The organism is Paenibacillus sp. FSL R5-0744, assembly GCF_037972555.1.
In the GTDB taxonomy this organism is placed as follows: domain Bacteria; phylum Bacillota; class Bacilli; order Paenibacillales; family Paenibacillaceae; genus Paenibacillus_AQ.
In genome coordinates this window covers 2,258,741-2,281,873 of the sequence record NZ_CP150228.1, presented here as the reverse complement: position 1 = coordinate 2,281,873, position 23,133 = coordinate 2,258,741, and the positions used below count along the sequence as shown (strand labels likewise).

At 47.2% G+C, this 23,133-nt stretch carries 21 protein-coding genes; 1 reads left to right on the top strand and 20 read right to left on the bottom strand.

Annotated elements, in window-relative coordinates; all coding sequences use genetic code 11:
• Nucleotides 1–165: 165 nt before the first annotated feature.
• The gene (locus tag MKY19_RS09700; protein WP_339802306.1) at nucleotides 166–1,113 is read right to left on the bottom strand and encodes a radical SAM protein; all 948 of its coding nucleotides are present in this window, start codon (nucleotides 1,111–1,113) and stop codon (nucleotides 166–168) included.
• A gap of 378 nt (nucleotides 1,114–1,491) precedes the next feature.
• On the opposite strand from MKY19_RS09700, the gene MKY19_RS09695 reads away from it, so the two are divergent.
• Nucleotides 1,492–2,040, top strand: coding sequence for a hypothetical protein (locus MKY19_RS09695; protein WP_339802303.1), 549 nt, complete (start codon nucleotides 1,492–1,494; stop codon nucleotides 2,038–2,040).
• A gap of 54 nt (nucleotides 2,041–2,094) precedes the next feature.
• Here the strand turns inward: MKY19_RS09695 and MKY19_RS09690 are convergent, their stop codons facing one another.
• From MKY19_RS09690 to MKY19_RS09600, 19 genes are all read right to left on the bottom strand, one after another.
• A complete protein-coding gene (locus tag MKY19_RS09690; protein ID WP_081382750.1) occupies nucleotides 2,095–3,348 on the bottom strand; it encodes a stalk domain-containing protein in 1,254 nt (417 codons plus the stop codon).
• Between the two features lie 159 nt (nucleotides 3,349–3,507).
• Complete coding sequence (locus tag MKY19_RS09685; protein ID WP_042186741.1) at nucleotides 3,508–4,458, bottom strand: nucleoside hydrolase; 951 nt, start codon at nucleotides 4,456–4,458, stop codon at nucleotides 3,508–3,510.
• A gap of 42 nt (nucleotides 4,459–4,500) precedes the next feature.
• Complete coding sequence (locus MKY19_RS09680; protein ID WP_339802301.1) at nucleotides 4,501–4,809, bottom strand: hypothetical protein; 309 nt, start codon at nucleotides 4,807–4,809, stop codon at nucleotides 4,501–4,503.
• A gap of 117 nt (nucleotides 4,810–4,926) precedes the next feature.
• Nucleotides 4,927–6,108, bottom strand: a complete 1,182-nt coding sequence (locus tag MKY19_RS09675) for a MalY/PatB family protein (RefSeq protein WP_339270165.1) — start codon at nucleotides 6,106–6,108, stop codon at nucleotides 4,927–4,929.
• 126 nt (nucleotides 6,109–6,234) lie between these two features.
• The gene (locus MKY19_RS09670; protein ID WP_339802298.1) at nucleotides 6,235–7,305 is read right to left on the bottom strand and encodes a dihydrodipicolinate synthase family protein; all 1,071 of its coding nucleotides are present in this window, start codon (nucleotides 7,303–7,305) and stop codon (nucleotides 6,235–6,237) included.
• On the bottom strand, nucleotides 7,305–8,321 hold the full coding sequence (locus tag MKY19_RS09665) for an NAD-dependent epimerase/dehydratase family protein (protein ID WP_339804249.1): 1,017 nt from the start codon (nucleotides 8,319–8,321) through the stop codon (nucleotides 7,305–7,307). The genes MKY19_RS09670 and MKY19_RS09665 overlap by 1 nt, the downstream gene beginning before the upstream one ends.
• Before the next feature lie 986 nt (nucleotides 8,322–9,307).
• Nucleotides 9,308–11,077, bottom strand: coding sequence for an IlvD/Edd family dehydratase (locus tag MKY19_RS09660; protein ID WP_339802296.1), 1,770 nt, complete (start codon nucleotides 11,075–11,077; stop codon nucleotides 9,308–9,310).
• 49 nt (nucleotides 11,078–11,126) lie between these two features.
• The gene (locus MKY19_RS09655) at nucleotides 11,127–11,966 is read right to left on the bottom strand and encodes an amidohydrolase family protein (protein ID WP_339802293.1); all 840 of its coding nucleotides are present in this window, start codon (nucleotides 11,964–11,966) and stop codon (nucleotides 11,127–11,129) included.
• A gap of 12 nt (nucleotides 11,967–11,978) precedes the next feature.
• Nucleotides 11,979–12,878 carry a fumarylacetoacetate hydrolase family protein gene (locus MKY19_RS09650; protein WP_339802291.1) on the bottom strand — a complete coding sequence of 300 codons (900 nt, stop codon included), beginning with the start codon at nucleotides 12,876–12,878 and terminating at the stop codon, nucleotides 11,979–11,981.
• A 20-nt stretch (nucleotides 12,879–12,898) separates the two neighbouring features.
• Complete coding sequence (locus MKY19_RS09645) at nucleotides 12,899–13,669, bottom strand: glucose 1-dehydrogenase (RefSeq protein WP_339802288.1); 771 nt, start codon at nucleotides 13,667–13,669, stop codon at nucleotides 12,899–12,901.
• Between the two features lie 17 nt (nucleotides 13,670–13,686).
• Nucleotides 13,687–14,577: an SMP-30/gluconolactonase/LRE family protein gene (locus MKY19_RS09640; protein WP_339270154.1), complete on the bottom strand. Its 891-nt coding sequence runs from the start codon at nucleotides 14,575–14,577 to the stop codon at nucleotides 13,687–13,689.
• 21 nt (nucleotides 14,578–14,598) lie between these two features.
• On the bottom strand, nucleotides 14,599–15,360 hold the full coding sequence (locus tag MKY19_RS09635) for an SDR family oxidoreductase (protein ID WP_076283236.1): 762 nt from the start codon (nucleotides 15,358–15,360) through the stop codon (nucleotides 14,599–14,601).
• 24 nt (nucleotides 15,361–15,384) lie between these two features.
• Entirely contained in the window at nucleotides 15,385–16,041 is a 657-nt protein-coding gene (locus MKY19_RS09630) for an RraA family protein (protein ID WP_339802283.1), read from the bottom strand.
• Nucleotides 16,042–16,083: 42 nt separating this feature from the next.
• Nucleotides 16,084–17,088: a Gfo/Idh/MocA family oxidoreductase gene (locus tag MKY19_RS09625; protein WP_339802280.1), complete on the bottom strand. Its 1,005-nt coding sequence runs from the start codon at nucleotides 17,086–17,088 to the stop codon at nucleotides 16,084–16,086.
• On the bottom strand, nucleotides 17,088–18,086 hold the full coding sequence (locus MKY19_RS09620; protein WP_339802277.1) for a Gfo/Idh/MocA family oxidoreductase: 999 nt from the start codon (nucleotides 18,084–18,086) through the stop codon (nucleotides 17,088–17,090). Before MKY19_RS09620 ends, MKY19_RS09625 begins: the two co-directional genes overlap by 1 nt.
• A gap of 32 nt (nucleotides 18,087–18,118) precedes the next feature.
• A complete protein-coding gene (locus MKY19_RS09615) occupies nucleotides 18,119–19,024 on the bottom strand; it encodes a Gfo/Idh/MocA family oxidoreductase (RefSeq protein WP_339802275.1) in 906 nt (301 codons plus the stop codon).
• Between the two features lie 47 nt (nucleotides 19,025–19,071).
• Entirely contained in the window at nucleotides 19,072–20,139 is a 1,068-nt protein-coding gene (locus MKY19_RS09610) for a glycosyltransferase family 4 protein (protein WP_339802273.1), read from the bottom strand.
• A gap of 31 nt (nucleotides 20,140–20,170) precedes the next feature.
• A complete protein-coding gene (locus MKY19_RS09605) occupies nucleotides 20,171–22,039 on the bottom strand; it encodes a WD40 repeat domain-containing protein (protein WP_339802272.1) in 1,869 nt (622 codons plus the stop codon).
• On the bottom strand, nucleotides 22,036–23,100 hold the full coding sequence (locus tag MKY19_RS09600; protein WP_339802269.1) for a zinc-binding alcohol dehydrogenase: 1,065 nt from the start codon (nucleotides 23,098–23,100) through the stop codon (nucleotides 22,036–22,038). The genes MKY19_RS09605 and MKY19_RS09600 overlap by 4 nt, the downstream gene beginning before the upstream one ends.
• Nucleotides 23,101–23,133 lie beyond the last annotated feature (33 nt).

Here is a 23,133-nt window from a genome sequence, read left to right as displayed (position 1 = left end):
CCTTATGTATGGATGTCATACATTCCTTATCCGCAAATTTAAGCTGTAGCAGTCTCTATAAGCTTAAAGAAATCATACAGGACTTTCCATTAATCTACTACACAAAAAAGGAACCAATTCATTAAATTGGCTCCTGGTACTTTTTTTATTAAAATACCTAACGATTTAAACCCCTTGCGGAAACAATGCGTCCAGTGCTCGGCATGGCAGTTTATCCAGGAACTGAGCCAAAGGCGCTGGCATGTTACTATATAAGTCCTTCAGTGAGGTTCCCTGATAAATGTTGCCAATAATAACGGGATGACATAATTCAGAGATCAGGATGTCTCCATTGCCATGTAGATGAAGCTGTTTCTTGCCCTCTATGCAGTGTGGAAAATAAACGCCCGGTTGCTCCTCGAACCCAAGCGCATCCATAAACCGGTCCATACAAGTGAAATACAGGGTCGTATCCTCTTTCTTCATAGCGATCAGTTCACTCACAGCATTCTTTAATTGTTCACGGGCAGCTATAGACTTCCAACCTGTATGATCCATGATAATACTGTTCTGAATCTCATGTGTTCTAACACCCATCGCATATACGTGATCACTAATTTCCTTCATATTATCCTGAGTTTCGCTGAACAACAGCGTTTCCAGCACCGTATCTACACTAGTTGCCGCGAACATAGTAATGTTCTCTCTAATTTTCTCGTAGATGCTTGGATGAATATTATAATAATGAGAGAAGGCGTCCGCTGTAGTAAAATTGAAGGAAATATGTATCGTCGTTAATCCTGCCGCGACCAATTGATCAATCCGTTCAGCATTTAAAAGACTGCCGTTTGAATTCAGCTGTGTCTGAATCCCTCTGGATGAGCAGTAGTTTACAATCTCCACACAGTCATCGAACTTTAATGTGACCTCGCCACCTGACAAGCGTACTCTTTTCAGACCAGGAAGCTCTTCAAGAATTCGGATAACCTCTTTAGCCTTGATGCTTTGTCCATCATTTCTATTATACGCACAACAATAATCGCAGCGAAAATTACAGTTCGAGGTAACTCCTATTTCTAAGCCTTCCAGCTCATAAGTAAGCGGTTTGTCTAGTTCCAATGCTTTATATCTCATTCTCTAAAGTCCTCCTGAAAAATAATGATTTGATTCAAGGGTTCAATCTTAGAGATTATAAAGGTTTACGGCTTAGGTTAATGTGAGGTATATAACAGTCGAAGTGTGTTTGAGAAATCCAGGTCAGCAGCTTCAGTCGTAACTACGGGAATGTTTGGACTTCCGGAGACAGCCTATGCTTACGAAGTGAGCTTTCCTACGGAAAGATTTCGGGCGGTCGCTATCGCTCCTATAGTTTGGATGCAAAATAACCCTCCTCTGAATCAGGCTTCTTTCGAGGTCCATAACCCATTTACTGGTATGCACCAATATTTTCCACTATAATACTTTATTGTAAACAAACACAACTCATGCAGAACGCTTGAAAGGAGCCAAAAGATGAGGAAAATCATCCTAAATTCACTCATTATACTAATATTCATATTTGTTACAGGCTGTACATCTAATGCCGATACGGTTGATACACCGCTGTACTCAGGGAAAAGCTTATTTATAGGTGTTGTTGGCGAGGTCCCTAAAATAAGAGAAGAACATGTGCACTTCACAAGTATTTCTTTTGAGGAGTTAGAAGATTATTCAAAGCTCTCCTCCAATTATGATGCTGTAGTTATTACGAAAGAGCATCTGAAAGAAGCGGACGACAACAAGTATGTTAAAGTATACACAAATGCAGGCGTTCCTTTCTTCTTTATTGGAGCTACGAAATCATTTATGCCGTTTGTTCTTGAAGACGTATCGTATGAGCACTATTCTTTAACAAATTTTAATAGTGATATGTATGTTACTTGCTATCTTCAAACTGGTGAAACATATAAAACTTGGGGATACGGACTTTACAACGGCAAAGTAAATGAACCCAACATTAAAAATGTATACTCAGGGATGTTCACTACCATCGAGTCCATCAAGAATGGTACGTATGAATAAAAAAAGGCTGCCAAATGGCAGCCCTTTTCTTTGGATAACGTATCATAATTCCGCCTACAACTCCACCGACTTGCCCATCTCATTCCAGACAGGCTGTCCAATCAAGCCTACACGCCAGATTGCAATCCCTTTAAGACCGTAACGTTTGGCAAGTCCAACCTTGGAATTTACTGATGTTTCATTCTCACTGTATACGGAAATACCGAGAATCAGCTTATCCTTACTCACTTGCTGAAGTGCAAGCCGGATGCCTTCATCAACTAAACTCATCGGCTCTGGAATTTTTTTCTCTTGCAAATAATCATAAGCCATAATGACCAAATCGTCTGCGAGGCTTCCCAGCGTCTTGTAATCATAACCTTTATAAGAGCTATTTAATGGATGAAGAATAACCGTGAGCTTAAGACCTGCTGCATGTGCTTTTTGAGACAAATTCTTCACAAAAGCATTGTAATCGGCTTGCACCTTTGCTTTATCTCCCGTTAGACCCAGTCCTTCGAGATCCAGCGTGATGCCTTGGAATCCCTTTTGTGTAGCCAGTTCAATGATTCCTGTAATCGTCTGCTCTTGAAGCACTTTATCTTCCAGATTCTTCGTGAGCTCCGCTGCAGTGTCACCAGAAAAGACCATCAGATAAGGCGCTGTGCCACCTGCTGCTGCATTCGAGATAATAGACTCTGGGGTTACATCCCCAGCTGCTTGAGGCCATCTAAAGTCAGTGCCTGTCGTGGTGAATTGTCCACTTTTATCAATCCCGCTCCACCCAAAAGCTACAGCATCAAAGCTAGGAAGTAACGAAATTTCACTGTATGAGCTAAGCGCATAAAAGCCCAGCTTATACATATCCGTCTTTGGTGAAGTGATCGATACCGTTTTGGTTGCTTGATCCCAAGCTACGCCCGCACCAAACTGCTGGCCGAAAAAGCTAAGTGGAATCATCGTGTTATTACGGATCGTTTGCGGGGCAACCCCTAGCTTCACAACTTCGCCGTTTACGCCTGCATTTTTACTACCAAGGGTCAACGTTACCACTTTAGTACCCGCTGTATCCGTCTTGGTCGCGGTAATTTTCTTAAGCGCTTGATTCCACTCTACGTTGATCCCCAGCGCTTCTGATATCGCCCGGAATGGAACCATCGTTGTTCCGTTCATCACAACAGGCTCTACTGGAAACGGCAGTGCATAACCATCCAGCACAATACTAACTCCACCTGCGGGTGCTGCTTGTGTAGTGTTTTGGAATAATGCCGTGGTGCCGCCTAGCGAAATCGCTAGACATAAAACCAATTTGCCAATCCGTTTGTTCATGACTGTTAAGTCTCCCATCTTCCATAATATGAAGTGTAATCTCTTAAACTCTTTATATGTCTTCTACCATTTTACCAAAGATTATCCAATTGTAAAATTAATAGATTGTCATCTATGAGCTTCGAAATTATTTTTCATATTAGTAGAGGTTCGACAGAATTACATAAACACGCTCAAAAAGGTTCCCACTGCTCGTTCAACATCTACATCCACAGCAACTTGTATGGGTTTACCCACTTTTGGCTGAGCCCGCAAATCCGCTACGACCATTCCCGATGTAAATTCACCTTTGTGCTCCACACGAACATTCATTTCTTTGTAAGTTACAAGGTCTGGTTGCAGCGCAACCATAAGTGCAAGTGGATCATGCAGCGGTGCACTGTTAATCAAAAAGTTCGCTTCACGATAGAAATTAAAATAATGAGTGAGCGATTGTTCCATAAACGAAATGATCGCTTTATTCTCTTCACGTCCAAAACGGTTTAACAAATCGATATGCTCTTGGGTAATCCGCGTCTTAAGCGTAACGTCTAAACCCACCATCATAACGGGAAGTCCAGATGTAAATACATGATCTGCAGCTTCAGGGTCTCCAGCAATATTCGCTTCCGCAACCGGTGTTCTATTGCCGGGATTGAAGATCGTACCGCCCATCACCACTACTTTTTTCAAAGTATTCTTAATACCAGGATCCATATCAAGCGCCATCGAAAGGTTGGTTAGATGTGCCAGTGTAACTAATACAATTTCTCCGGGATTCTCATTAGCCATCCGAACAATAAACTCAGATGCAGTTTCGCTAATGGGACGCTGGCTGGATGGAGCAATTTCCACATTACCAATACCGTTCTCACCATGCACATGAGTGGCGTAGCCTGAGTGCTCACGAACAAGTGCCTTGGATGCTCCAATAGCTACAGGAATCTCATAACCAGGCTTAGCAAGCTCAATAAGTCGCAGTGAATTGTCCGCCGCCTTGTCGACATCAATATTCCCAAAAACGGTTGTAATTCCTTCTACAATTACATTTGGAGCGCGTAAGGCATACAAAATCGCCAGTGCGTCATCAATACCTGTGTCTGCATCAATAATAATTCGTGTTTTGCTCATTTATGTTCTCTCCCACCCTGCAATGTCGTATGGATTATCATATCACGGCCTACCCGTACGCTCAATTTTATTCATTTGCTGTTCTTTAAAAGTATGAATAAAGCTTTCAGGATTACACTCTACCAAATAAGTATATACACCCTTACTCGTGTACAGATAGAACATCCCCTCAGAACCTCCCATTGAGCGATAGGACATATCTAAAATATCTTTTATTGGAAATTCACGATGACGAGTCACGACTCTATCTTTGTACAAATACATTAAGCGATTGCATGTAATACTTCGTTGTTCTCCATCCTTAATTTCTCGCTGTATCTTATAATACGGAAGCTGAGCTACCCATTTCATTTGAAGTCCTCCTGCTTGACGTAATGGACTCCATTTTATTATTCTTTTTACCTTTTTGCAAAATAAAGAAGCTTGACGATCCCCTTAGAAGGAATCATCAAGCTTCAGGAATACCTTTTATTTCGCAGTATAAGCTACAGCTGCTCGGCAAAAGCGTTCCAGCGCTTCAACTAGAATAGATCTAGGACAAGCTAGATTGATCCGCAGATGACCTTGTCCCTCAGTTCCAAAGACAGAGCCTTCATTAAAAGCAACTTTAGCCTCTTTGTACATCAGCTGTTTAAGTCCATCTATATCCAGATTTAGACCACGGCAATCAACCCATAGCAGGTATGTGCCTTGTGGCTGCATCACTTGGACCTGTGGTAAATGCTCCGACAGATAGCTAATCGCATAGTCCACATTGCCGGACACGTACTCTAAAAGCTCATCCAACCATTCTTCTCCATCATTATAGGCAGCTTCTACTGCACCTTGGGCGAAGTAGCTAGCCATATGTAAACTCAAGGCTTTCATTTTTCGATCAAATTTAAGCTTCAATTCCGGATTGGAAGACACGATAAAAGAAGATTGTAACCCCGGTAGATTGAAGGTTTTGGTCGCGGCAAGTGTGGTTAGTGTAATATTCGCAATTTCCTCAGATAAGGATGCAAAAGGGATATGCTCATAACCTGGAAGCGCCAAATCACAATGAATCTCATCAGAGATTACGGTCACTCCATAACGCAGACAGAGCTCACCAAGCTTCAGCAGCTCTTCTCTTTCCCATACTCTACCACCCGGATTATGCGGACTACATAAAAGCAGCAGCTTGGCTCCACCTTGCATCAGCCCTTCCAATTGCTCATAATCCATCTCGAAGCGTCCATTACGAATAACAAGCGGATTCTTGGCGACCTTGCGATCATTCATTTGGATGACGTCATAGAAGGGATAATAGACTGGCGACTGTAAAATAACCTCGTCCCCTGGCTCGGTAAACAGCTCTACAGCAAAACTTAAGGAGGTTACGATTCCGGGAGAATCCGAAATCCATTCCGGTTTAATTTCCCAATCATGCCGTCTTCTGAACCACGACGTGATAGCTTCTTTATAAGAGTCACTAGGTACACTGTATCCGTAAACCCCTTGTTCTGCGCGGCGCAGAATCGCTTCCTTCACTGCAGGAGGACTTTCAAAATCCATATCTGCCACCCAAAGTGGCATAATATCCTTCTCACCAAACAACTTCTCGGACTGGTCCCACTTGTAAGAACGTGTATTACGGCGGTCAATTACGCGATCGAAATCATACTTCAATTAAAGTCACCTCATCCTTATAAACTTGTCCCTTATTGTATCATGAGGCGGAGGATATCGCACTCTGGATAAGAAAGAACGCACTTGTCGAAAGTGCGCCCTCCTTAACTCTTATACAACTACGTGTTATTGCAGCCACTCTTCCAAATGCGATACCACAAATCCATCATCCACCAGATGGGGATAGTCTCTCCGTACTCTGTTGATTTCCTCCACTTGCCCCGGGGATAATCGTTCCTCCGGATTTAGACACCATAAGCCTTCAAGCAATCCTTGTTGGCGAAGTACTTCATGAATACCCGGGATACAGCCATGAAAATGATGCGCGGGATCAAATATCGCCGCATTGCTATCCGTCACTTCAGCCCCAAGCGTCAACCAATTGGATGCCAACGAGGGTTCACTTCTGACCTTTTTAATCTCATTAAGCAGCTGAACTGCTTTGCTCGTCCAGACTGCCCAGTGACCGAGTAGGCCGCCGACTATTTTTTTCTCAATGGGCTTGCCGTTCACCATAAATCGGAAGGTCGTGAGCAGATCGCTGACAATATTATCATCATTTCCGGTGTACAGAGCAATTTCTTCGCTACGGCTGGATTCAAGCACTGCTCTGACTACATCCAGCGTCTGATAACGATTGAACGGCGCCATTTTGATGGCAATTACGCCTTCTATTTCAGCGAATGCCTTCCAAAAATCAAAGCTTAAAATCCGTCCTCCCACCGACGGCTGAAGGTAGAAACCAAACACCGGAATCACATCTGCCACTCTGCGTGTTCGTTCTAGCAGTTCTTCCTCACTCAAGGTTTGCAGGCCTCCCATGCTAAGCAGTCCCGCTTTATACCCAAAGCTTGCGGCAAGGCGCGCTTCAAGAACTGCCTGCTCCGTCCCACCGCAAATACCCGCTACTTTCATGAATGGCCGATTTAGCTGGGCAAGTTCCACCTCTTCTGCAGCTAGACGTAACACAGGTTCCAGCAGCCCTACTTCTGGATCCCTGATCTCGAATTGAGTAGAATGCACGGCAACCGCGACTCCACCCGCCCCGGAAGCAACATAATATCGGGTAAGTGCCCGTTGACGTCGCTCATCCAGCTTGCGCTCTTTAGTTAAGGCGAGAGGATGTGCGGGAATAGCCAACCCATCATGAAGCGCGGCATGTAATTCCGAAGTCAAAGGTACTCTTGTCAGTGTCATTAATATTTGCCCTCCCGCTCCTGAAAATGCGTGGGTTTATTCCAGGTTTCTCCGCCTTGCCCTACCCAATCGCCAATCCAGTCGATCATTTCGGCCAGCGATACCCGCGGATAGCCAAAGGTAGCAGCGGCTTTCGCTGCATTACTTAGCAGTGCAGTAGGTGCTTCTGCACCTGTAAAAATCGGCTCAATGCCTAACTTTCGGCCGAATTCATTCGCAGCCCAGCGCAGGGACAATGTCTCAGGCCCAGTAATGTTCATGACATTAGGCGGCGAACTGCAACGCAGCAGTGCTCGCAATGCGATTTCATTCGCATCCCCTTGCCAGATCACATTGGCATGACCCATTGTGATATCAATGGGAAGTCCCTCCCTAACCGATCGAGCAAGCTCCAGTAACACACCATACCGCAGATCAATGGCGTAATTCAGCCGATAAATGAACATCGGCGTTCCATTTTTATGAGAGAAATGTTCAAATATACGCTCCCGGCCCAGACAGGATTGCCCATACTCCCCATTCGCGTTCGGTGAAGTTCTTTCCGTTGCGCCTCCTTGGCTGACTGGAGTAAAAGGGTAAACGTTGCCTGTTGAGAATACAACCATTCGTGAATTACGGAACCGTTCCGCAACGCGTCCCGGCAGATAGGCATTCATCATCCAAGTGAAATGTTCATTCCCGGTCGTGCCGAATTTATTCCCGGCCATATAGAGAATATTTTGGGTTTCAGGGAGTGACTGTAGCGCCTTATCGTCAGACAAATCGGCGGAGATAATCTCGACCCCGGCCTCTTCAAGCTCTCGTCTCAGCTCTTTATTCGAGAAACGGGATACGCCGATCACTTTCTTGTTTAGCCCCGCTTGGCGAATTGCATTCACCGCTAGCCTTGCGAGACTGGGTCCCATCTTGCCCCCCACGCCTAGTAGCATAATATCTCCATCGAGCTGGCTAAGTTCCTCAATCAGGGCTGCCGATGGACTTGCCAAGCGCTCCTCCAACTCTTGAACGGTTCGCATCATTGAACTCTCCTCTCTATTGACTCAAGTTTGTTGCTTTTACCACAAAAGACCTCATAGCTTGATGTAATTGGACACGTTGCTAGTTGTAATTGAAAGCCGGGCTAGCTGAGATTAGAAACTAGCTTGTTGTGATCGGAAACCAAGCTAACTACAATCGAAAGCTAACTAGCTACATTCACAAACCAGCTTGCTACAATCGAAAACTAACTCCCTGATTGCAGAATGTGCAATAGAATTTCCAAATTCATCGCTAAAAAATGAATCTATTGCACTTCATACATCAGATTCCCGCTATAAGCTCGTTTAGTGGTGATTACCTGAAATTTCATTGCACAAAATGCAATAGAATCAAAGTCCAGCCTCTCTAGAGCGGAATCTATTGCATAAAATGCAATCACTCAAAGCAAAGCAATCATCTCATTCAAATCAATTAAAGCAATCAATCAAGCTCAGTCCAGCTCAGTCCAGTACATTAAGTCTATACAGCCAATCTAGTAAACTCATACTAGCCCTTGTCGTAGTGTAGCTTAGGCGCTTACCTTGTAATCCGACGCTTGGTCTCATTCTCTTCCAACACCTACAGCCCTAACGCCTCGTGGAAATATCCAACTCAATTTCGTCGCCATCCTGCACAAGGGTCGCAATTCCTCCGATAGCCACTTCCGGAGCCGCAAATACGTACGATTCGTGCGATATTTGCGACATACGCGACACTTGCGATTCGTGCAATGCGTGCGATTCGTACAATTCGTGCGATATAAGTGTATTTCGTACACTTATATCAACTCCTGTTCCCGTAGATGACAATTTAGTTGTACTATCTGCAATTAATAATCCAAAATGAGCCTACAAACAGCGATTTGATAAGATTTAACTGTATGAAGTGCAGTTAAAGTCCACATGAGACGATTACGATATACTGTAGTTGTATAAAGTGCAGCTATTTTATCTTCACAAGCATTTGATTATTTCAGTCTCGGCTATTATTTGATGTGCACCGATTCCCTCTCGCACAGCAACTCTTCTCTAAGCTCAACAGGGAGAAGAAAGTCAAAGTCACAACCGAGGTTCGCTTGAAGCACACGCTCATGAAACAGCAAGCCATACCCTCTGTCGTAGTGCGGCTTGGGCGCTTGCCATGAGACCCTACGTCGTGCCAATTCTTCATCCGACACCTTCAGCTCCAAGCGCCTCGCAGAAATATCCAGCTCAATTTCGTCGCCATCCTGCACAAGCGCCAGCGTACCACCAACAGCAGCTTCCGGCGCCGCATGTACAATCAATGCGCCATAGGAAGTACCGCTAATCCGCGCGTCAGAGATGCGGACCATGTCGCGTATGCCCTGCTTCAGCAGCTTTTGCGGAATCGGGATTTGCCCGATCTCCGGCATCGCTGGAGCACCCTTCGGACCTGCGTTTTTAAGCACTAGCACACTATTCTCATCCACGACCAGATCAGGATCATCGATCCGCTTATTTAGATCGGCCGGGCTCTCGAACACTACTGCGCGTCCGATATGCTTTTTGAGATGAGCGGATACAGCGGTTTGCTTGATCAGCGCCCCATCCGGCGCCAGATTCCCGCGCAACACAGCAATTCCACCTTGGCTGTCGAGTGGCTCCTCCAAGGTACGAATCACATCTCCGTCAAGTGTTGCCGCCTGAACCAGATTTTCTGTAACCGTTCTGCCTGTTACAGTCAAACAATCCCCATGCAGCAGCGGCTCCAGCTCCTTCATCAGCGCGGGTACACCACCTGCCTCGAAATACTCCTCCATCTGATATTTGCCCGAAGGACGCAGGTTCAAAATAAACGGGGTCTGACTACTGATCCGGTCAAATGTCTCTAAAGGCAGCTTCATCCCCAGCCGCTGGGAGATCGCTATAAGATGGATGATAGCGTTCGTCGATCCGCCGCTCGCCATCGTAACTGTGATCGCATTCTCTATCGCCGCCGCAGTCATGATGTCGCGGGGACGAATGCCCTGACGAACCAGCTCTACGATCTGCTTGCCCGTTCGCTCGGACATATGCCTGCGTCTGCTGTCCGGCGCCGGAATAGCTGCACAGCCCGGTAACGCCATGCCGATCGCTTCGGCGATCGAGGCCATCGTGCTTGCTGTGCCCATCACCATGCAGTGACCGTCACTACGGCAAATTGCATTCTCTGCAACAGCCAGCTCTTCGTCACTTATATTTCCGGCTTTATGCTCCAGCGTAAAGCCATAACAATCCCTGCACGCTCCAAGGCTACGGCCGCCCAGTCGACCGTTTAGCATAGGGCCACCTGTCAGCACAATGGCTGGAATATTGGCACTAGCGGCTGCCATCAGCTGAGCGGGTACCGTTTTATCGCATCCCCCAAGCAGCACTACCCCGTCAATGGGATGCCCTTTCATCATTTCTTCCGTATCCATCGCCATCAAATTACGCAGCAGCATCGTTGTAGGCTTCACATAAGGCTCACCAATCGAGATCGTCGGGAATTCCATCGGCACTCCCCCTGCCTGCCAAACACCACGCTTCACATAATCCACCAATTCATTAAAATGGGAATGGCATTTATTCAGCTCACTAAACGTGTTGCAAATGCCGATCACTGGCTTGCGGAGATCTTCTTCGGTGTACCCCATAGACTTCGTGAAGGAGCGATGGATAAATCCCCATAGATCTTTTTCCTGAAAATAAGCCTCGCTCTTCAACTTACCGCCTGATTCAGCCACACTCTTCTCGCTGTCCCTACACTCCGCCATGACCCCATCTCCTTTTAACAACCTCGCTTATAGACCAAGCATAAATGCTTCAGATAAAACCAAGAATTTCCGGTGTTAGACGATGTATTATGTTCTCGATATATTTTTGCGGTATTTGTGGCAGCTTCGTTCCCTCCGCTAGATCATTGATATGGTACAGAGCATCCAGCATCTTCTGTGTCCCAAAGAACGGATAATCCGACCCAAACAATATTTTATCTTGAACCCCATATTCCATCGCAGACACCACTGCATTGTAAAATTGCCAAGGTCTACTTCCTAAAGCAGAAACATCCATATACAGATTAGGATGCTTGCGCACCAATGAAATACATTCATCAATCCATGGATGACCCATATGTGCCACAATCATCTTCAGCTTCGGAAAAGCACGGGCAATCGGGTCCAGCATCGCCGGCCTTGATGCATCCAGATAACCCTCCGGTACAAAAGAGGTTCCTTGATGCCAAAGAATAGGTACATCTAGCTGTTCTGCTTTGGCATAGAGGGCATAATGCCGGGGATCATCAGGATAAAAGTTCTGATAGATAGGCGCAAGCTTCAGCCCTTTTAATCCCATCTCACGGATCGCAGTCTCAAATTCAGCAACACAATCCAGATGATTGGGATCTACACTTGCAAAACCGAATAATCGATCTGGATCCGTGCGACAGTAATCTGCGACATACGCATTCGGTACAACCAGTCCTGTTGCATGCGCTGCCATGGCCAATACGATAGCACCAGAGAATCCTTCCAAATTACTACGATGTTGCTCGGGGGTTGCTTCGATATTCATATCCGGTCCCCAAGCCCGTTTGATCGCCTCATCCGTAGGTCCTGAAACCATTCCCGGTCCAAACAAATGGGTATGACAATCGAAGATCATTCCTACTCCCTCCTATTCGCTAACCATCGTATTTGTAATGGCACCAAGCTTCTCAATCTGCACCGTGACCACATCACCAGCTTGCAAATAGACCTGATCCTCTGGAGGGTAACCCATCACTACGCCTTCTGGTGTTCCAGTCAGGATAATATCCCCCGGCGAAAGCGTCATACACTGGGATACATAGCTGACAATCTGCTTGCAATTAAAAATCATGTCCGAAGTGTTGGAGTTCTGACGCAGTTCACCATTCACCGTGCACTGAATATCGAGCTGATTGGGATCGCCTACTTCATCCGCAGTGACTAAGTAAGGCCCAATGGGTGAAAATTTATCGCAAGACTTTCCCGCTAGCCATTGACTCGTCCGCATCTGTAAATCTCGCGCCGACAAATCATTAGACGTACAATACCCGAAGACATAATCCAGTGCATCTTCCTCTGTCACATATTTCGCGGTTCGTCCGATGACGATTCCAAGCTCTGCCTCGTAGTCCACCTTCTGGCTGTTCCTCGGAAGCGGAACCTCTGAGCCATGTCCGGTTAGTGTATTGTTAAACTTATTGAACAGGATGGGATATTCGGGAATGGACATCCCAGTCTCTTCCGCATGCCGGCGATAATTAAGGCCAATACAGATGATTTTGCCAGGATCGGTAACACAGGGACCGAATGCTAACTCATCTTCCTGCTTCAGCCAGGATGGATTCACTTCTCCTTCAGGCAGCTCATTCAGAAAAATCCTCAGTTGGTTAAGTGCATCCTCCCCACCATCAAGCAATTGCTTAACCGTTACCGGAACCTCCTTCCGAGTGGATAATGCAGTCTGTGCCGCCTCAATATCCACCACACCATGGTCGGTTAGAACGCCCATATGATCATCTTCTTTTTGCAAAAAGGTAACTAGCCTCATCTATAACACTCTCCTTCACTTTATGCATTTTTTCCGAAGACAAGGCCACCATCCACATATAGCGGCGAACCCATTACAAACCCGGACTCATCGGAAGCAAGAAATAGTGCAGCTCGTGCCACATCCTCAGGTTTGCCAAGCTCACCGCTAAGCTGTCTACGCTTAATGGCCGCAACCGAAGCCTCTGGATCCAAAGAAGTCTTCAAATAACCTTCTACAAACGGAGTCATAATCGTACCTGGTAGCAGCGCATTTACACGAATGCCGTAAGATGCATAATCAACCTGCATCGCTTTAGTTAAAGATAGAACAGCTCCCTTAGAAGCACTGTAGGAAGCTCGCTCTGCGACTCCGATTTCGGCGATGCCAGAGGACATATTAATGATAGAACCCTTCTTGGTCTTCATCATATAAGGGAGGACAGCCTTGCAGGTTAAGAACACACCCGTCACATTAACCCGCATGACCCTCTCCCATACTTCCTCGGAAACCTCATGCACAGTACCTACGCCACTGATCCCCGCATTATTAAAGAGCACATCGATACGTCCAAAAGTATTAAAGACTTGATCAGCCATCGCGGTAGTACTGCTAGCATCGGTTACATCACAGGGTATGAACATCGCATTTCCAACCGTCGCCTCTATTTCAGTGACAGCGGCTTTTCCTGAATCCTCTTGGACATCGGCAATGATTACTGTCGCTCCTTCTGAAGCGAATAGTGCGGCCGTGCTTTTTCCAATCCCCGAGCCTGCTCCGGTTATAATGACGATTTTATCTTTGAGTCGCATCGCTTCGCCTCCTCATCTTACTCCTTAGCCTGAAAGTTTCCGGGCAGCAAGCCGCTCACTCCGGGCTTAACCATAAACAAACCGCCTGCAAACGGATAATCACGTAACTCTTTCTCGTGCATCCCTATCCTTGCAGTTGTAATGTAGAGTTCCGTTAGATCACTGCCTCCAAAAGTACACGAGGTCACCAGTGGTGCTGGAACTCGAATGAGTCCAAGCTGCTCACCCGTCTCCGGGTTCCATCGTGATACACAGCCGCCGCCCCAGTGGGCGACCCAAAGCATGCCTTCACTATCTATTGTCATTCCGTCCGGATAGCCAGTTGTTGTAGGAATTCGGAACGCTAATCTTCGGTTACTTATCCTTCCAGACTTTTCCTCGTAATCAAATACATCTACTTGCCTAGTCGGCGTATCAATGTAATACATCTTGCTGTGCGAATAATCCCAAGCCATACCATTCGAACAGCCGATGCCAGATAACACTTGGCGAGCGAAGCCGCCAGACTCCACGACATAGAAGCCTCCGTCTTTCGGCTCATCATCCATACTCATCGTCCCCACCCACAGTCGGCCTTGTCGATCGCATTTGGCATCATTTGCTCTGTTGCGTGGAAGATCCGCTTCTATTGAAGTCAGCAGCACCGGAGATCCTTCAGTTTGAGAAAGGTAGACCCCATCCTCCATAGCCAATAGAAGTCCTCCTGTTGTCGTAGGAATAACTGCACTGACCATTTGGTCGAAAGAGCGAACTACTTCACCACCAGTGATCGGGTCGTATATTCTAAGCTTCTTACCCGTTATATCGACCCAATACAACTGTTTGGATTCGGCATCCCAATGCGGCCCTTCACCAAGCTCAGCCTGAGCATCAATCATCAATTCTGCCTGAATTTCTGTAATTTCCAATACGTTCACTCCTTCTTCTATTTACAGCTCACTACCATTAGCCAAATGTCCACCATCCACACGAATGGTTTCTCCCGTTACATAGGAGGCTTCATCAGAAGCCAGAAAAAGAAATACATTGGCAGCTTCCCTTATCGTTGCCGCCCGCTTCATCGGAGTATGCTCCGAATAAGCCGGGAGCTTCGAAGCTTCGCGCAGCTTGCGGTCGAGGGGTGTATCCACAAATCCCGGTGCTACTGCGTTTACCCGGATCCCATAAGCCGCCAGCTCCACTGCCATCGATTCGGTTAGCAGTATAACAGCAGCCTTAGAAGCATTGTAATGCGCGAGCTCCGAGCTTGCTGATAGACCATTTTTGGAACTCATATTTATAATGGCGCCTCCGCCACCCTGAGAAATCATTTGTCTCGCTGCAAGCTGACCTATTAAATAAACCGCCCTTACGTTGATATCAAATACTGCATCCCAATGCTCAACCGAGATGTCAAGAAAGTGTTCACGAAAGGCGATTCCGGCATTGTTCACTACAATATCTATCCCACCGAACCTTTCAAAGGCTTGGGCAACAGATTGTTCTAACTGTGAGACATCGCGAAGATCACATATCTCTACTGCAGCTTTTTCACCATAATCCTTCAAGGTTTCAAGTGCAATAAGAAGCTCACCCTCACTTCGGTCCAGCAACACCACCTGAGCGCCTTCTTCCAGAAATCGATGGGCGATTCCCAGTCCAATTCCTCTTGCTGCACCTGTGATTAGCGCTCTTTTGCCAGCCAGCCTCATGTATATCACTCCCTCGAATCTTGTTCAGAGCACCCCGTATTTATCGTAGACCTGCCGCAAGGTATATCCTTCGAGCAGTTCATCCCGTGTATGATTCTCGCGAGTCACCTTATCCATGGCTAATTGGAACACTTCATCGATGATGGCGCCCGGAATCACAACGATACCATCACGATCACCAAAGATTACATCTCCGGGATGGACCATTACGCCACCGCATAGCACCGGAATGTCATAGTCGATAACAATTCCACGCCCTTGAGAATCAACAGGTTTGGTCCCGGTAGCAAAGACAGGAAAACCAAGCTCCAGAATTTTAGCAGTATCACGGATTAGTCCATCTACAACGGCTCCGCGGCCACCTCTCATTTTGGAAGCCGTAGACAATAGCTCTCCCCACAGTCCGTTCTGCCGCGATTCATTCGTACAGCCGATGACAATCTCACCGGGCTTAACGCTGTCCACCGCCTCAATCTCCTTCGTGTACGGATCTTCCGGCAAATGATGAATATCCACAGACAGAATGGTCTTTGCTCTTCCGGCAACGATCCAGGTAGGATCTATCGGGTTAATATTTTCACGCATCACCTGATTACGATAGCCCAATTGATCCAACGTATCAGAGATTACCGCAGAGTAGAGCTTTTCACACATACTATCGAACAATTCCTGATCCTGCATAGGCGGTTCCATCCTCCTCAAAGTTTTGTGCTTACAGCATCCTCATTTTTTTAAACGCACCGGTTGGCCTGCATGAGCAGATTGATAAGCGGTAAGTGCAACCTCTGTGGATCGGAGCCCATCTATTCCCGAAATCGGTACCTCCACCCCTTCTAGAAGCGCCTGTACAAAAGCCTTCAGCATCAGTTCATTCATGTCATCTCCCCAGAAGGTCCAGTTCCCTTTGCCAGATGCTCTTCCGTATACATTGTTTTTTTGGTTAAAAGCATCTATCGAGATGACACCTTTAGTTCCAATGATTTCCAGGGTCACATCCCCCCATGTGGGAAAGCCGGGATTGCGTGACCAGCTAGGATCCAGCACTCCGAACACACCATTCTCAAAAGTTACATGCACCATTCCAGCATCATCGATCGTCCGCTTGCACTCTGAATCAAATAAGGTATCCGCATAGGCATACACCTGTTCTACAGAAGAACCAGAGAACCAGTTCATCAGATCCATCACATGCACAGTGTGATCTAGAACAGCACCGCCTCCCGATAGGGCTTCATCAGAGAACCATCTAGGTCCCGGAAAAGAACCTCTGTTAGTTCCTTTAAAAGCGATAATTTCACCAATATCGCCGCGATCTAGTGATTCCTTAGCCCGCACAACCGGAGTGAGGAAGCGGCAAGGAAAGGCTGTCATAAGCTGTACTCCCTCTTCAGAGCAGACCGAAATCATGCGTTGCATTTCTTCAACTGACAGACCTAGCGGCTTCTCGCACAGTACATGCTTGCCCGCTCGGGCTGAAGCGATGGTTAGCTCAGCATGATAGACATTTTCTGAGCAAATAATTACGGCATCTATATTCGCATCTTCCAGAAGTTCCTTGTAGTTAGCATAATAGGGAATCGAATGACGTTCTGCGAGCGCCTGTGTGCGCTCTGGCACCTCATCAGCAATTCCACTGACCGTCACTTCAGACATGTGCAGTAAACTTGCCAAATAGTCAAAAGCATGCGCATGCGCGAAACTGATCATGCCAATATTCAAACGGCTCATTAAATATCCCCCTTCACTTCAAGCTTCACCGGTTGATAGGTCATTGCCGATTGCTGAGCGGCTTCAGCCCAGCGTACAGCTTCCAGCGCATCCTGCGCAGTGACTATCGGCTCTTCCTCACTTGTTAGACAGCTTAGAAAATGCTCCAATTCCAAATAATACGGATCCTTCAGCAGCACACTCGAGGGCGTCTCCACAAATCCCGATGTAGAGCCCGTCGTTATCGACTTGCGAATATGCAGACTTTCGCCATCCCCGGTTCCGCCTGAGATGATTCCTTCCGCATCCGCATATTCAAAAGAGGAGTGAAACGGCCCTGGATACCCCCAAAATGCCTCAAGCTGTGCAATGGTTCCATTCTTGAACCGGAAAGTGGCTGAAGCATAATTTATGTCTTCCGACTGGTGCTGGAACGCATATACTTCACGGGCTTCACCAAAAGCCCCACGAATGTAGTCAATGTCGTGAATCATTAAATCTATAATGACGCCACCGCTAAGAAATGGATCCCGAAACCACGCTTGCACGTTTCCGGGATGTGAACCCGCCCGTTTAGCATGGTATATTCCGCCTTGAACACTGCCAAGCTGCGTTATTCCCTCCGCAAGCTGTCTGTAAGAAGGAAAGAAACGAACGACATGGCCCACAAACAAACGTACACCGCGCTCGTTACAATAACGAATTGCTTCTTCCGCTTCCTGCGAAGTGAGTGCGAGCGGCTTCTCACAGATCACATGCGCACCATGGTCAGCCGCAATCCGTACCAGTTCTACATGCAAATAGGTCGGCACAGCAATACTGACCACCGCTGGCTTTACCTGCTCGAGCATTTCTTGTACAGATGTAAAATAGCTAACGCCCACTAAATTTCCTAACACCTCAGCGGCTTTTTCAACGATGTCACATACGGCGACAAGCTCAGCTTCGGGCATGGACTTGTAGCGATCCGCATGAACAGTTCCCATGCCACCGCATCCAATCACTGCTGTCCTAATCAATACACTACACTCCTTTCAGATTGTGCTTTCCTTTACAGACGAACATCAGCACCGCTTACCCGACTTTCGTTGGCCGCTTCGATGAAGCGAATCAACTCTAGTGTTAGGGAAGATCGTACCGGCGGAGAGTCCCCTCGCGCCATAGCTATAAATTTCTTCAGTAATTGCTTGTGTCCTGCGTTGTAATTTGCTCCGAGCGCGTTAATTCCGTTACTCCCTCGTTCACGATGCAATACGATATAGAAATCAGAGCCGCCTGTACGGTTTCCGCGGATCGTCCCGATTCGCCCGTCCTTCCACTGGCCGACTACCCACTCTTGCGTATCGTTACTGACGGCACGTACGCAATGGCAACCTTCTCCAAGGGCGGCATATAACATCTCAGCAGCGTGTATGCCATACCAGAATAACCCCGGTTGTGTCGGCTGTAGATCGAGTGGTCCAGTACAATCCGCACCTAGAATAGCACCTGCACTTTCATCCTCTAAGAGGGCTACCAGTGGTCCACCGAAACGTAGCATAGAGCTGGAGAAAAATGGCGTTCCATACCTCTCCGCCAATTCCACAATTATCTTCGCATCTTCAGAAGAAACCGCTAACGGCTTGTCAATGAATACCGGCTTTCCGTAAGGAGCCAGCACCGCAAATTGTTCCTTGTGCACTCTCCCATCTACAGAAGTCAATAGAATCGCATGAGATCTCTCCGCAACTTCTTCTATAGAATCGAGCAATTCAACCCCATAGCGCTCCTGCAATTCACTGCTAATCGGTCTCACACGTGAATAGCTTAGCTCGAAATCAAGAGAACCCCCCGGATAACCGCAGTGTAACCTGCCACCCGGAATATAAAGCGGATGAGATTCATCATTTAGCAGCGCCGCGAAAATCCTGCTATGCGAAGTGTCCATTCCTACCATACCGATCTGCAGCTCTTCCATTTCAACAACACCTCTTATTCGGTTGACAGCCCCATGGAGTGATCTACTTATTTAAGAATTAAACGTTCTTCTCTGAATCGCTCAAGTAGTTCCATGTATTCTTTTCCCACTTGTTCGATGCTGTAAGTAGTTCTAGCTTTCTGTTCTCCCAATGACTTCAAGCCTTCCCTCAGACTATTCTGCTCCAGCAGTGCGCTCAATCTGTCCACACACTCCTCTTCATTGCCTGATTCGTATAGGGAAACACTTAACGGACCATCCAATAGTTCCGGCAACGCTCCTACACTCGGAACCACTACCGGACACCTGCAGGCCATCGCCTCCAGTACGGTCATCCCAAAAGATTCATTGGTCGTGGTACTAATATATAACCCACCATTCTGCGCAACCGATGAATAATAGCGATGCATCTCATCGTAGTCCACTTTGGGAATCCACTTGAAATGCTTAACCCCCTGCTGTTCTACCTTTACCATCAGCTGTTTCTTGATCTCATCGGGAGCAGTATAACCCCCAACAAGCATAAATTGCAGCTCTGGCATCTTGGCATTCAGCATTCCAGCAATGTTCAAATAGGACGACCAGTTCTTGTGATCATCCAGTTTACCCACCCACAAAATAGTGGCAGGCTCCTGCTCAATACCCGCTTCATATCGGAACAAATCGGTATCCAGGCAATTATTAATATGATAAGCACCCGCTATGCCGATACCGTCCAAATAATCCTTCATGTAAGCGGAGGGAGTGATCACATAGTGAAAAGGCAAACTATCTTTCGTTGCTGCCAACTTCTGTAAGGGTTCGGAATAGGTGGTATGTACCTCATGAATAATAACCTTTCCCTCTTGTACAGGCCCAAGTGCTTCATACATCTCGTAAGTATCAATAGTAATAATGACATCGAAATCATAGACTTCCATGTAGCTCTTAATTTCTTCAACTGTCCCCAGAATTCGGACATGCTCGTATCCATCAAAAGCGCTTGCCCCGCCGTAATCTTCCAAAAAAGCAAAATGTACTTCCGAGTGGTGCCGCAAAAATTTAAGTCTATTTGCAAGTTGAGTGGTTACCCCACCAAGAATACAGAATTTATAAAAATATAAGATTCTCATCATCCCTCACCCTTCGCCAAGGATAGTGCAGGCCTTACTTATACATCCGATACAATGCTGTAGTTCTTGCAAAAAATAGATCACCCTCACGGTCCATTGCCAGCAGCCGCGCATCGTCATTCAACACCTCAAGCTCCTCACTCCGCACATCAAACTTGAACAAGCGATTCATCGACACACCGTATAGCATGCCTTCCTTGTAGAGCAATTCATTGCCGCTACGCCAAAAATGAGTCACAACATTCCAGTCCATGGAGAACAAAGTGTAAGTCTTTACAGTAAGCTTAAGCTGTGGATCGAACCGAAATAACTTACCTGCCGTCAAACCCCAAAGATGCCCTGCATCATCTAGAACCAAAGCAGAAATAGCCCTTTCCCCTTTCACCGGTACACCTTCCCATACTTTGCAGCGCTTCTCTAGATCCCAAATCAATAGAGAGGCATCCGCACGCTGAGGAGCAATCCCAAGTCCACCCCAGACGGACCCTCCAGCAAACAACAGCTGATCTCTACAGGTCAAGGACACCACACTCTGCTGCGGCAAAAGATTTCTGAACACCTCACGTGCACCGCTAGCAGGATTGTACAGTGTCAACGCTCCTCCATGCCGACCATAGGAAGGGACCGTTCCAATTGCCAGCACTTCTCCTGCCCAAGCCCAAGCAAAAGGACGGTCCTGCTCCTCTTCCTGCAGGGAAAATAGCAGCTCTGGATTCTCACCCGGCTTCCAATCTTCGTTCGGGTCATATTTGAAAATATTCGCTCGCGGATATACACCTAGATAAAGACAATCTCTACCAGCTAGCATACCTTCCGTCTGACCAATGCCCCGATATGAAATGATCTCGTCGGCTGCCTTATCGAATCTGGACAGCCCACCTGCGAAATACCCTCCGATGTAAAGAGCATCATCAGGTCCATAGGTCATAGACTGCAAATGGACCGATTGACCTTGCAGGCCGAAGTCTTTGACCGTATACCGATCCGTCGCCGGATCGTAAATCCAGCAACTCCCGTCCCTGTATACACCCGTTAAGCAGCGCTCTTTCCGATTTAGAGCATGGTTATTCAGCCAGCCATAATCACCTGCAGGCTCCGGCATAGCTAGTGAAGTAACGAACAGGCTTCCAGTCCGGACATCATAACGCTGCAAATAGTCATCTTTAATGAAATACACATTTCCCAGCTCATCCGGCGGCGAAACACTAAGTCCACTCACATGATCCAAAGTGTCTCCCCACGCCTGCAGTTCCAGATCATAAATGTACAACCGTGCAGACGGTGTAATTCGAGCAAAAAGCTTGCCCTGAACGATGTTCAAGTCATACACCAGTTGCTCGCCTTTACATTCATCTGGTAGCCTGATTTCCGAGCGTTCTCCCGTCTCCGTATCCAGTACAACAACATGCGGGGTTTGTGTACCAACTCCCACATAGAGCTTACCGTTCCACGCTTCCATAGAACGCGCATACTGTTCTCCAGCTACCATAGCACCGTAATCCCTAAACACTCCTGTCGCTGGGTCATACTGGAACACTTTCCCCCCAGGATAACATCCCCCATAGATCCTGCCTTGCGTATCTGCTGCCAACCGCCACGTATAGAATTCACCAGGAATCATCTCACCCAGGTTCTCTACACCATTCTCATGAGTGTACCTGTACAAAATGCCGCTTCCCCCGATATATACTCCGCTGGTTGTTAAGACTACACCCCAGCAATGATCCGAGCCTTCCAGCGCATACCGTTCCACCGCTTGTTCACCGCTCGGGTCTAGAACAAATAAGATACAAGGACTTCCGGAAGAAACAGTGTAGATCCGGTCTGCCCCTTGCCATGTTCCATAAGCTGAGGCCCAAACCGCCAGACCGTTCAGTGGTTCACCGATCCGCAGCGCCTTCATCTGCTCCCGCCTTCTTTCGTCAGCTGTTCCTCCACCTTCGTTTCACATCCAGAGACTGCCGCAGGATAAGCTAAGACCGCTCCCAACAGATCCACCGGGTCCTCTGCATAACGCCGAAAGGCTTCTTCACAGCGTTCAACCGGGAATATCGCGCTAATCAACGGCTTAACCTGAATGTCCCCTTCAGAGATTAAGCGAATATATTCAGCCATATTACGACCTTCCGTCCACCGCACGTAGCCGTAAGGATAGTCGATCCCCTTCCGCTCATAGATAGGATCATATCGTCCGGGACCTCCGGCTCTAGAAATCAGCACTTGGGCTTCCTTACCGAACATCAGATCACGAGAGAAATCAGGCTTAACATCTCCAACCAACAGTACCTTGCCGCGATCCCGTACCCACTCTAGCGCTTGATCAATAAGGTCTCCGGTTTTACCTCCGGCACATACAATAACTGCATCTGCTCCCATGCCCTCCGTCAGGTTAGCAAGATGTTCCTTAACCTTCTCCGGGCTAGTAGCGATATGTCTAATTCCAAGGTGCTCAGCCATCTCACAGCGCTCTGCAAGCAAATCATAGACGATCACCCGGCATCCTGCCGCCTTAGCAATTTGAGCAATCAACTGCCCAAGAATTCCGGCACCGATCAGCACAAGTGTCTCCCCAAACTGCGGTGCAACCTGCCTTACTGCATGTACTGCAATGGCTCCAAGCCCTACTGTTGATGCTTCCTCTGAACTAACATGGTCAGGAATGGGCACCATCAGATGCTGAGGCATTAGCAGCCATTCTGCATGCTTTGCATAAGGACCGCCGTAACAAGCTACCCGAAGACCCTCAGGCCAGTGCTCCATTCCTTTCCCACGTGTTCGGATTACACCTGCTGCACTGTATCCAAGTACAATTTGTTGCGTACGGTGCAGGCCATTCATCATCATTTCCGTTCCGGGGCTAATCGCCGAATATTCAGTCTGGACTAGTACAAATCCATCTTCAATGACTGGTGTCAGAACATCCGACATGCGAATCTGTCCTTCCTGAGATATTACCGCCTTCATATGTCTTCTCCTCCCGACTGCTTCAGAAACGAT

What these genes read in the sequence shown, in the direction of transcription:
- MKY19_RS09615 (WP_339802275.1), bottom strand. Translation starts at nt 19,024, where the DNA reads ATGGAAGAGCTGCAGATCGGTATGGTAGGAATGGACACTTCGCATAGC.
- MKY19_RS09665 (WP_339804249.1), bottom strand. Translation starts at nt 8,321, where the DNA reads ATGCGAACCGTTCAAGAGTTGGAGGAGCGCTTGGCAAGTCCATCGGCA.
- MKY19_RS09695 (WP_339802303.1), top strand. Translation starts at nt 1,492, where the DNA reads ATGAGGAAAATCATCCTAAATTCACTCATTATACTAATATTCATATTT.
- MKY19_RS09650 (WP_339802291.1), bottom strand. Translation starts at nt 12,878, where the DNA reads ATGAGGCTAGTTACCTTTTTGCAAAAAGAAGATGATCATATGGGCGTT.
- MKY19_RS09685 (WP_042186741.1), bottom strand. Translation starts at nt 4,458, where the DNA reads ATGAGCAAAACACGAATTATTATTGATGCAGACACAGGTATTGATGAC.
- MKY19_RS09600 (WP_339802269.1), bottom strand. Translation starts at nt 23,100, where the DNA reads ATGAAGGCGGTAATATCTCAGGAAGGACAGATTCGCATGTCGGATGTT.
- MKY19_RS09630 (WP_339802283.1), bottom strand. Translation starts at nt 16,041, where the DNA reads ATGCAGGATCAGGAATTGTTCGATAGTATGTGTGAAAAGCTCTACTCT.
- MKY19_RS09655 (WP_339802293.1), bottom strand. Translation starts at nt 11,966, where the DNA reads ATGATCTTCGATTGTCATACCCATTTGTTTGGACCGGGAATGGTTTCA.
- MKY19_RS09635 (WP_076283236.1), bottom strand. Translation starts at nt 15,360, where the DNA reads ATGAGGCTGGCTGGCAAAAGAGCGCTAATCACAGGTGCAGCAAGAGGA.
- MKY19_RS09660 (WP_339802296.1), bottom strand. Translation starts at nt 11,077, where the DNA reads ATGGCGGAGTGTAGGGACAGCGAGAAGAGTGTGGCTGAATCAGGCGGT.
- MKY19_RS09625 (WP_339802280.1), bottom strand. Translation starts at nt 17,088, where the DNA reads ATGAGCCGTTTGAATATTGGCATGATCAGTTTCGCGCATGCGCATGCT.
- MKY19_RS09700 (WP_339802306.1), bottom strand. Translation starts at nt 1,113, where the DNA reads ATGAGATATAAAGCATTGGAACTAGACAAACCGCTTACTTATGAGCTG.
- MKY19_RS09605 (WP_339802272.1), bottom strand. Translation starts at nt 22,039, where the DNA reads ATGAAGGCGCTGCGGATCGGTGAACCACTGAACGGTCTGGCGGTTTGG.
- MKY19_RS09690 (WP_081382750.1), bottom strand. Translation starts at nt 3,348, where the DNA reads ATGAACAAACGGATTGGCAAATTGGTTTTATGTCTAGCGATTTCGCTA.
- MKY19_RS09670 (WP_339802298.1), bottom strand. Translation starts at nt 7,305, where the DNA reads ATGACACTGACAAGAGTACCTTTGACTTCGGAATTACATGCCGCGCTT.
- MKY19_RS09610 (WP_339802273.1), bottom strand. Translation starts at nt 20,139, where the DNA reads ATGATGAGAATCTTATATTTTTATAAATTCTGTATTCTTGGTGGGGTA.
- MKY19_RS09645 (WP_339802288.1), bottom strand. Translation starts at nt 13,669, where the DNA reads ATGCGACTCAAAGATAAAATCGTCATTATAACCGGAGCAGGCTCGGGG.
- MKY19_RS09680 (WP_339802301.1), bottom strand. Translation starts at nt 4,809, where the DNA reads ATGAAATGGGTAGCTCAGCTTCCGTATTATAAGATACAGCGAGAAATT.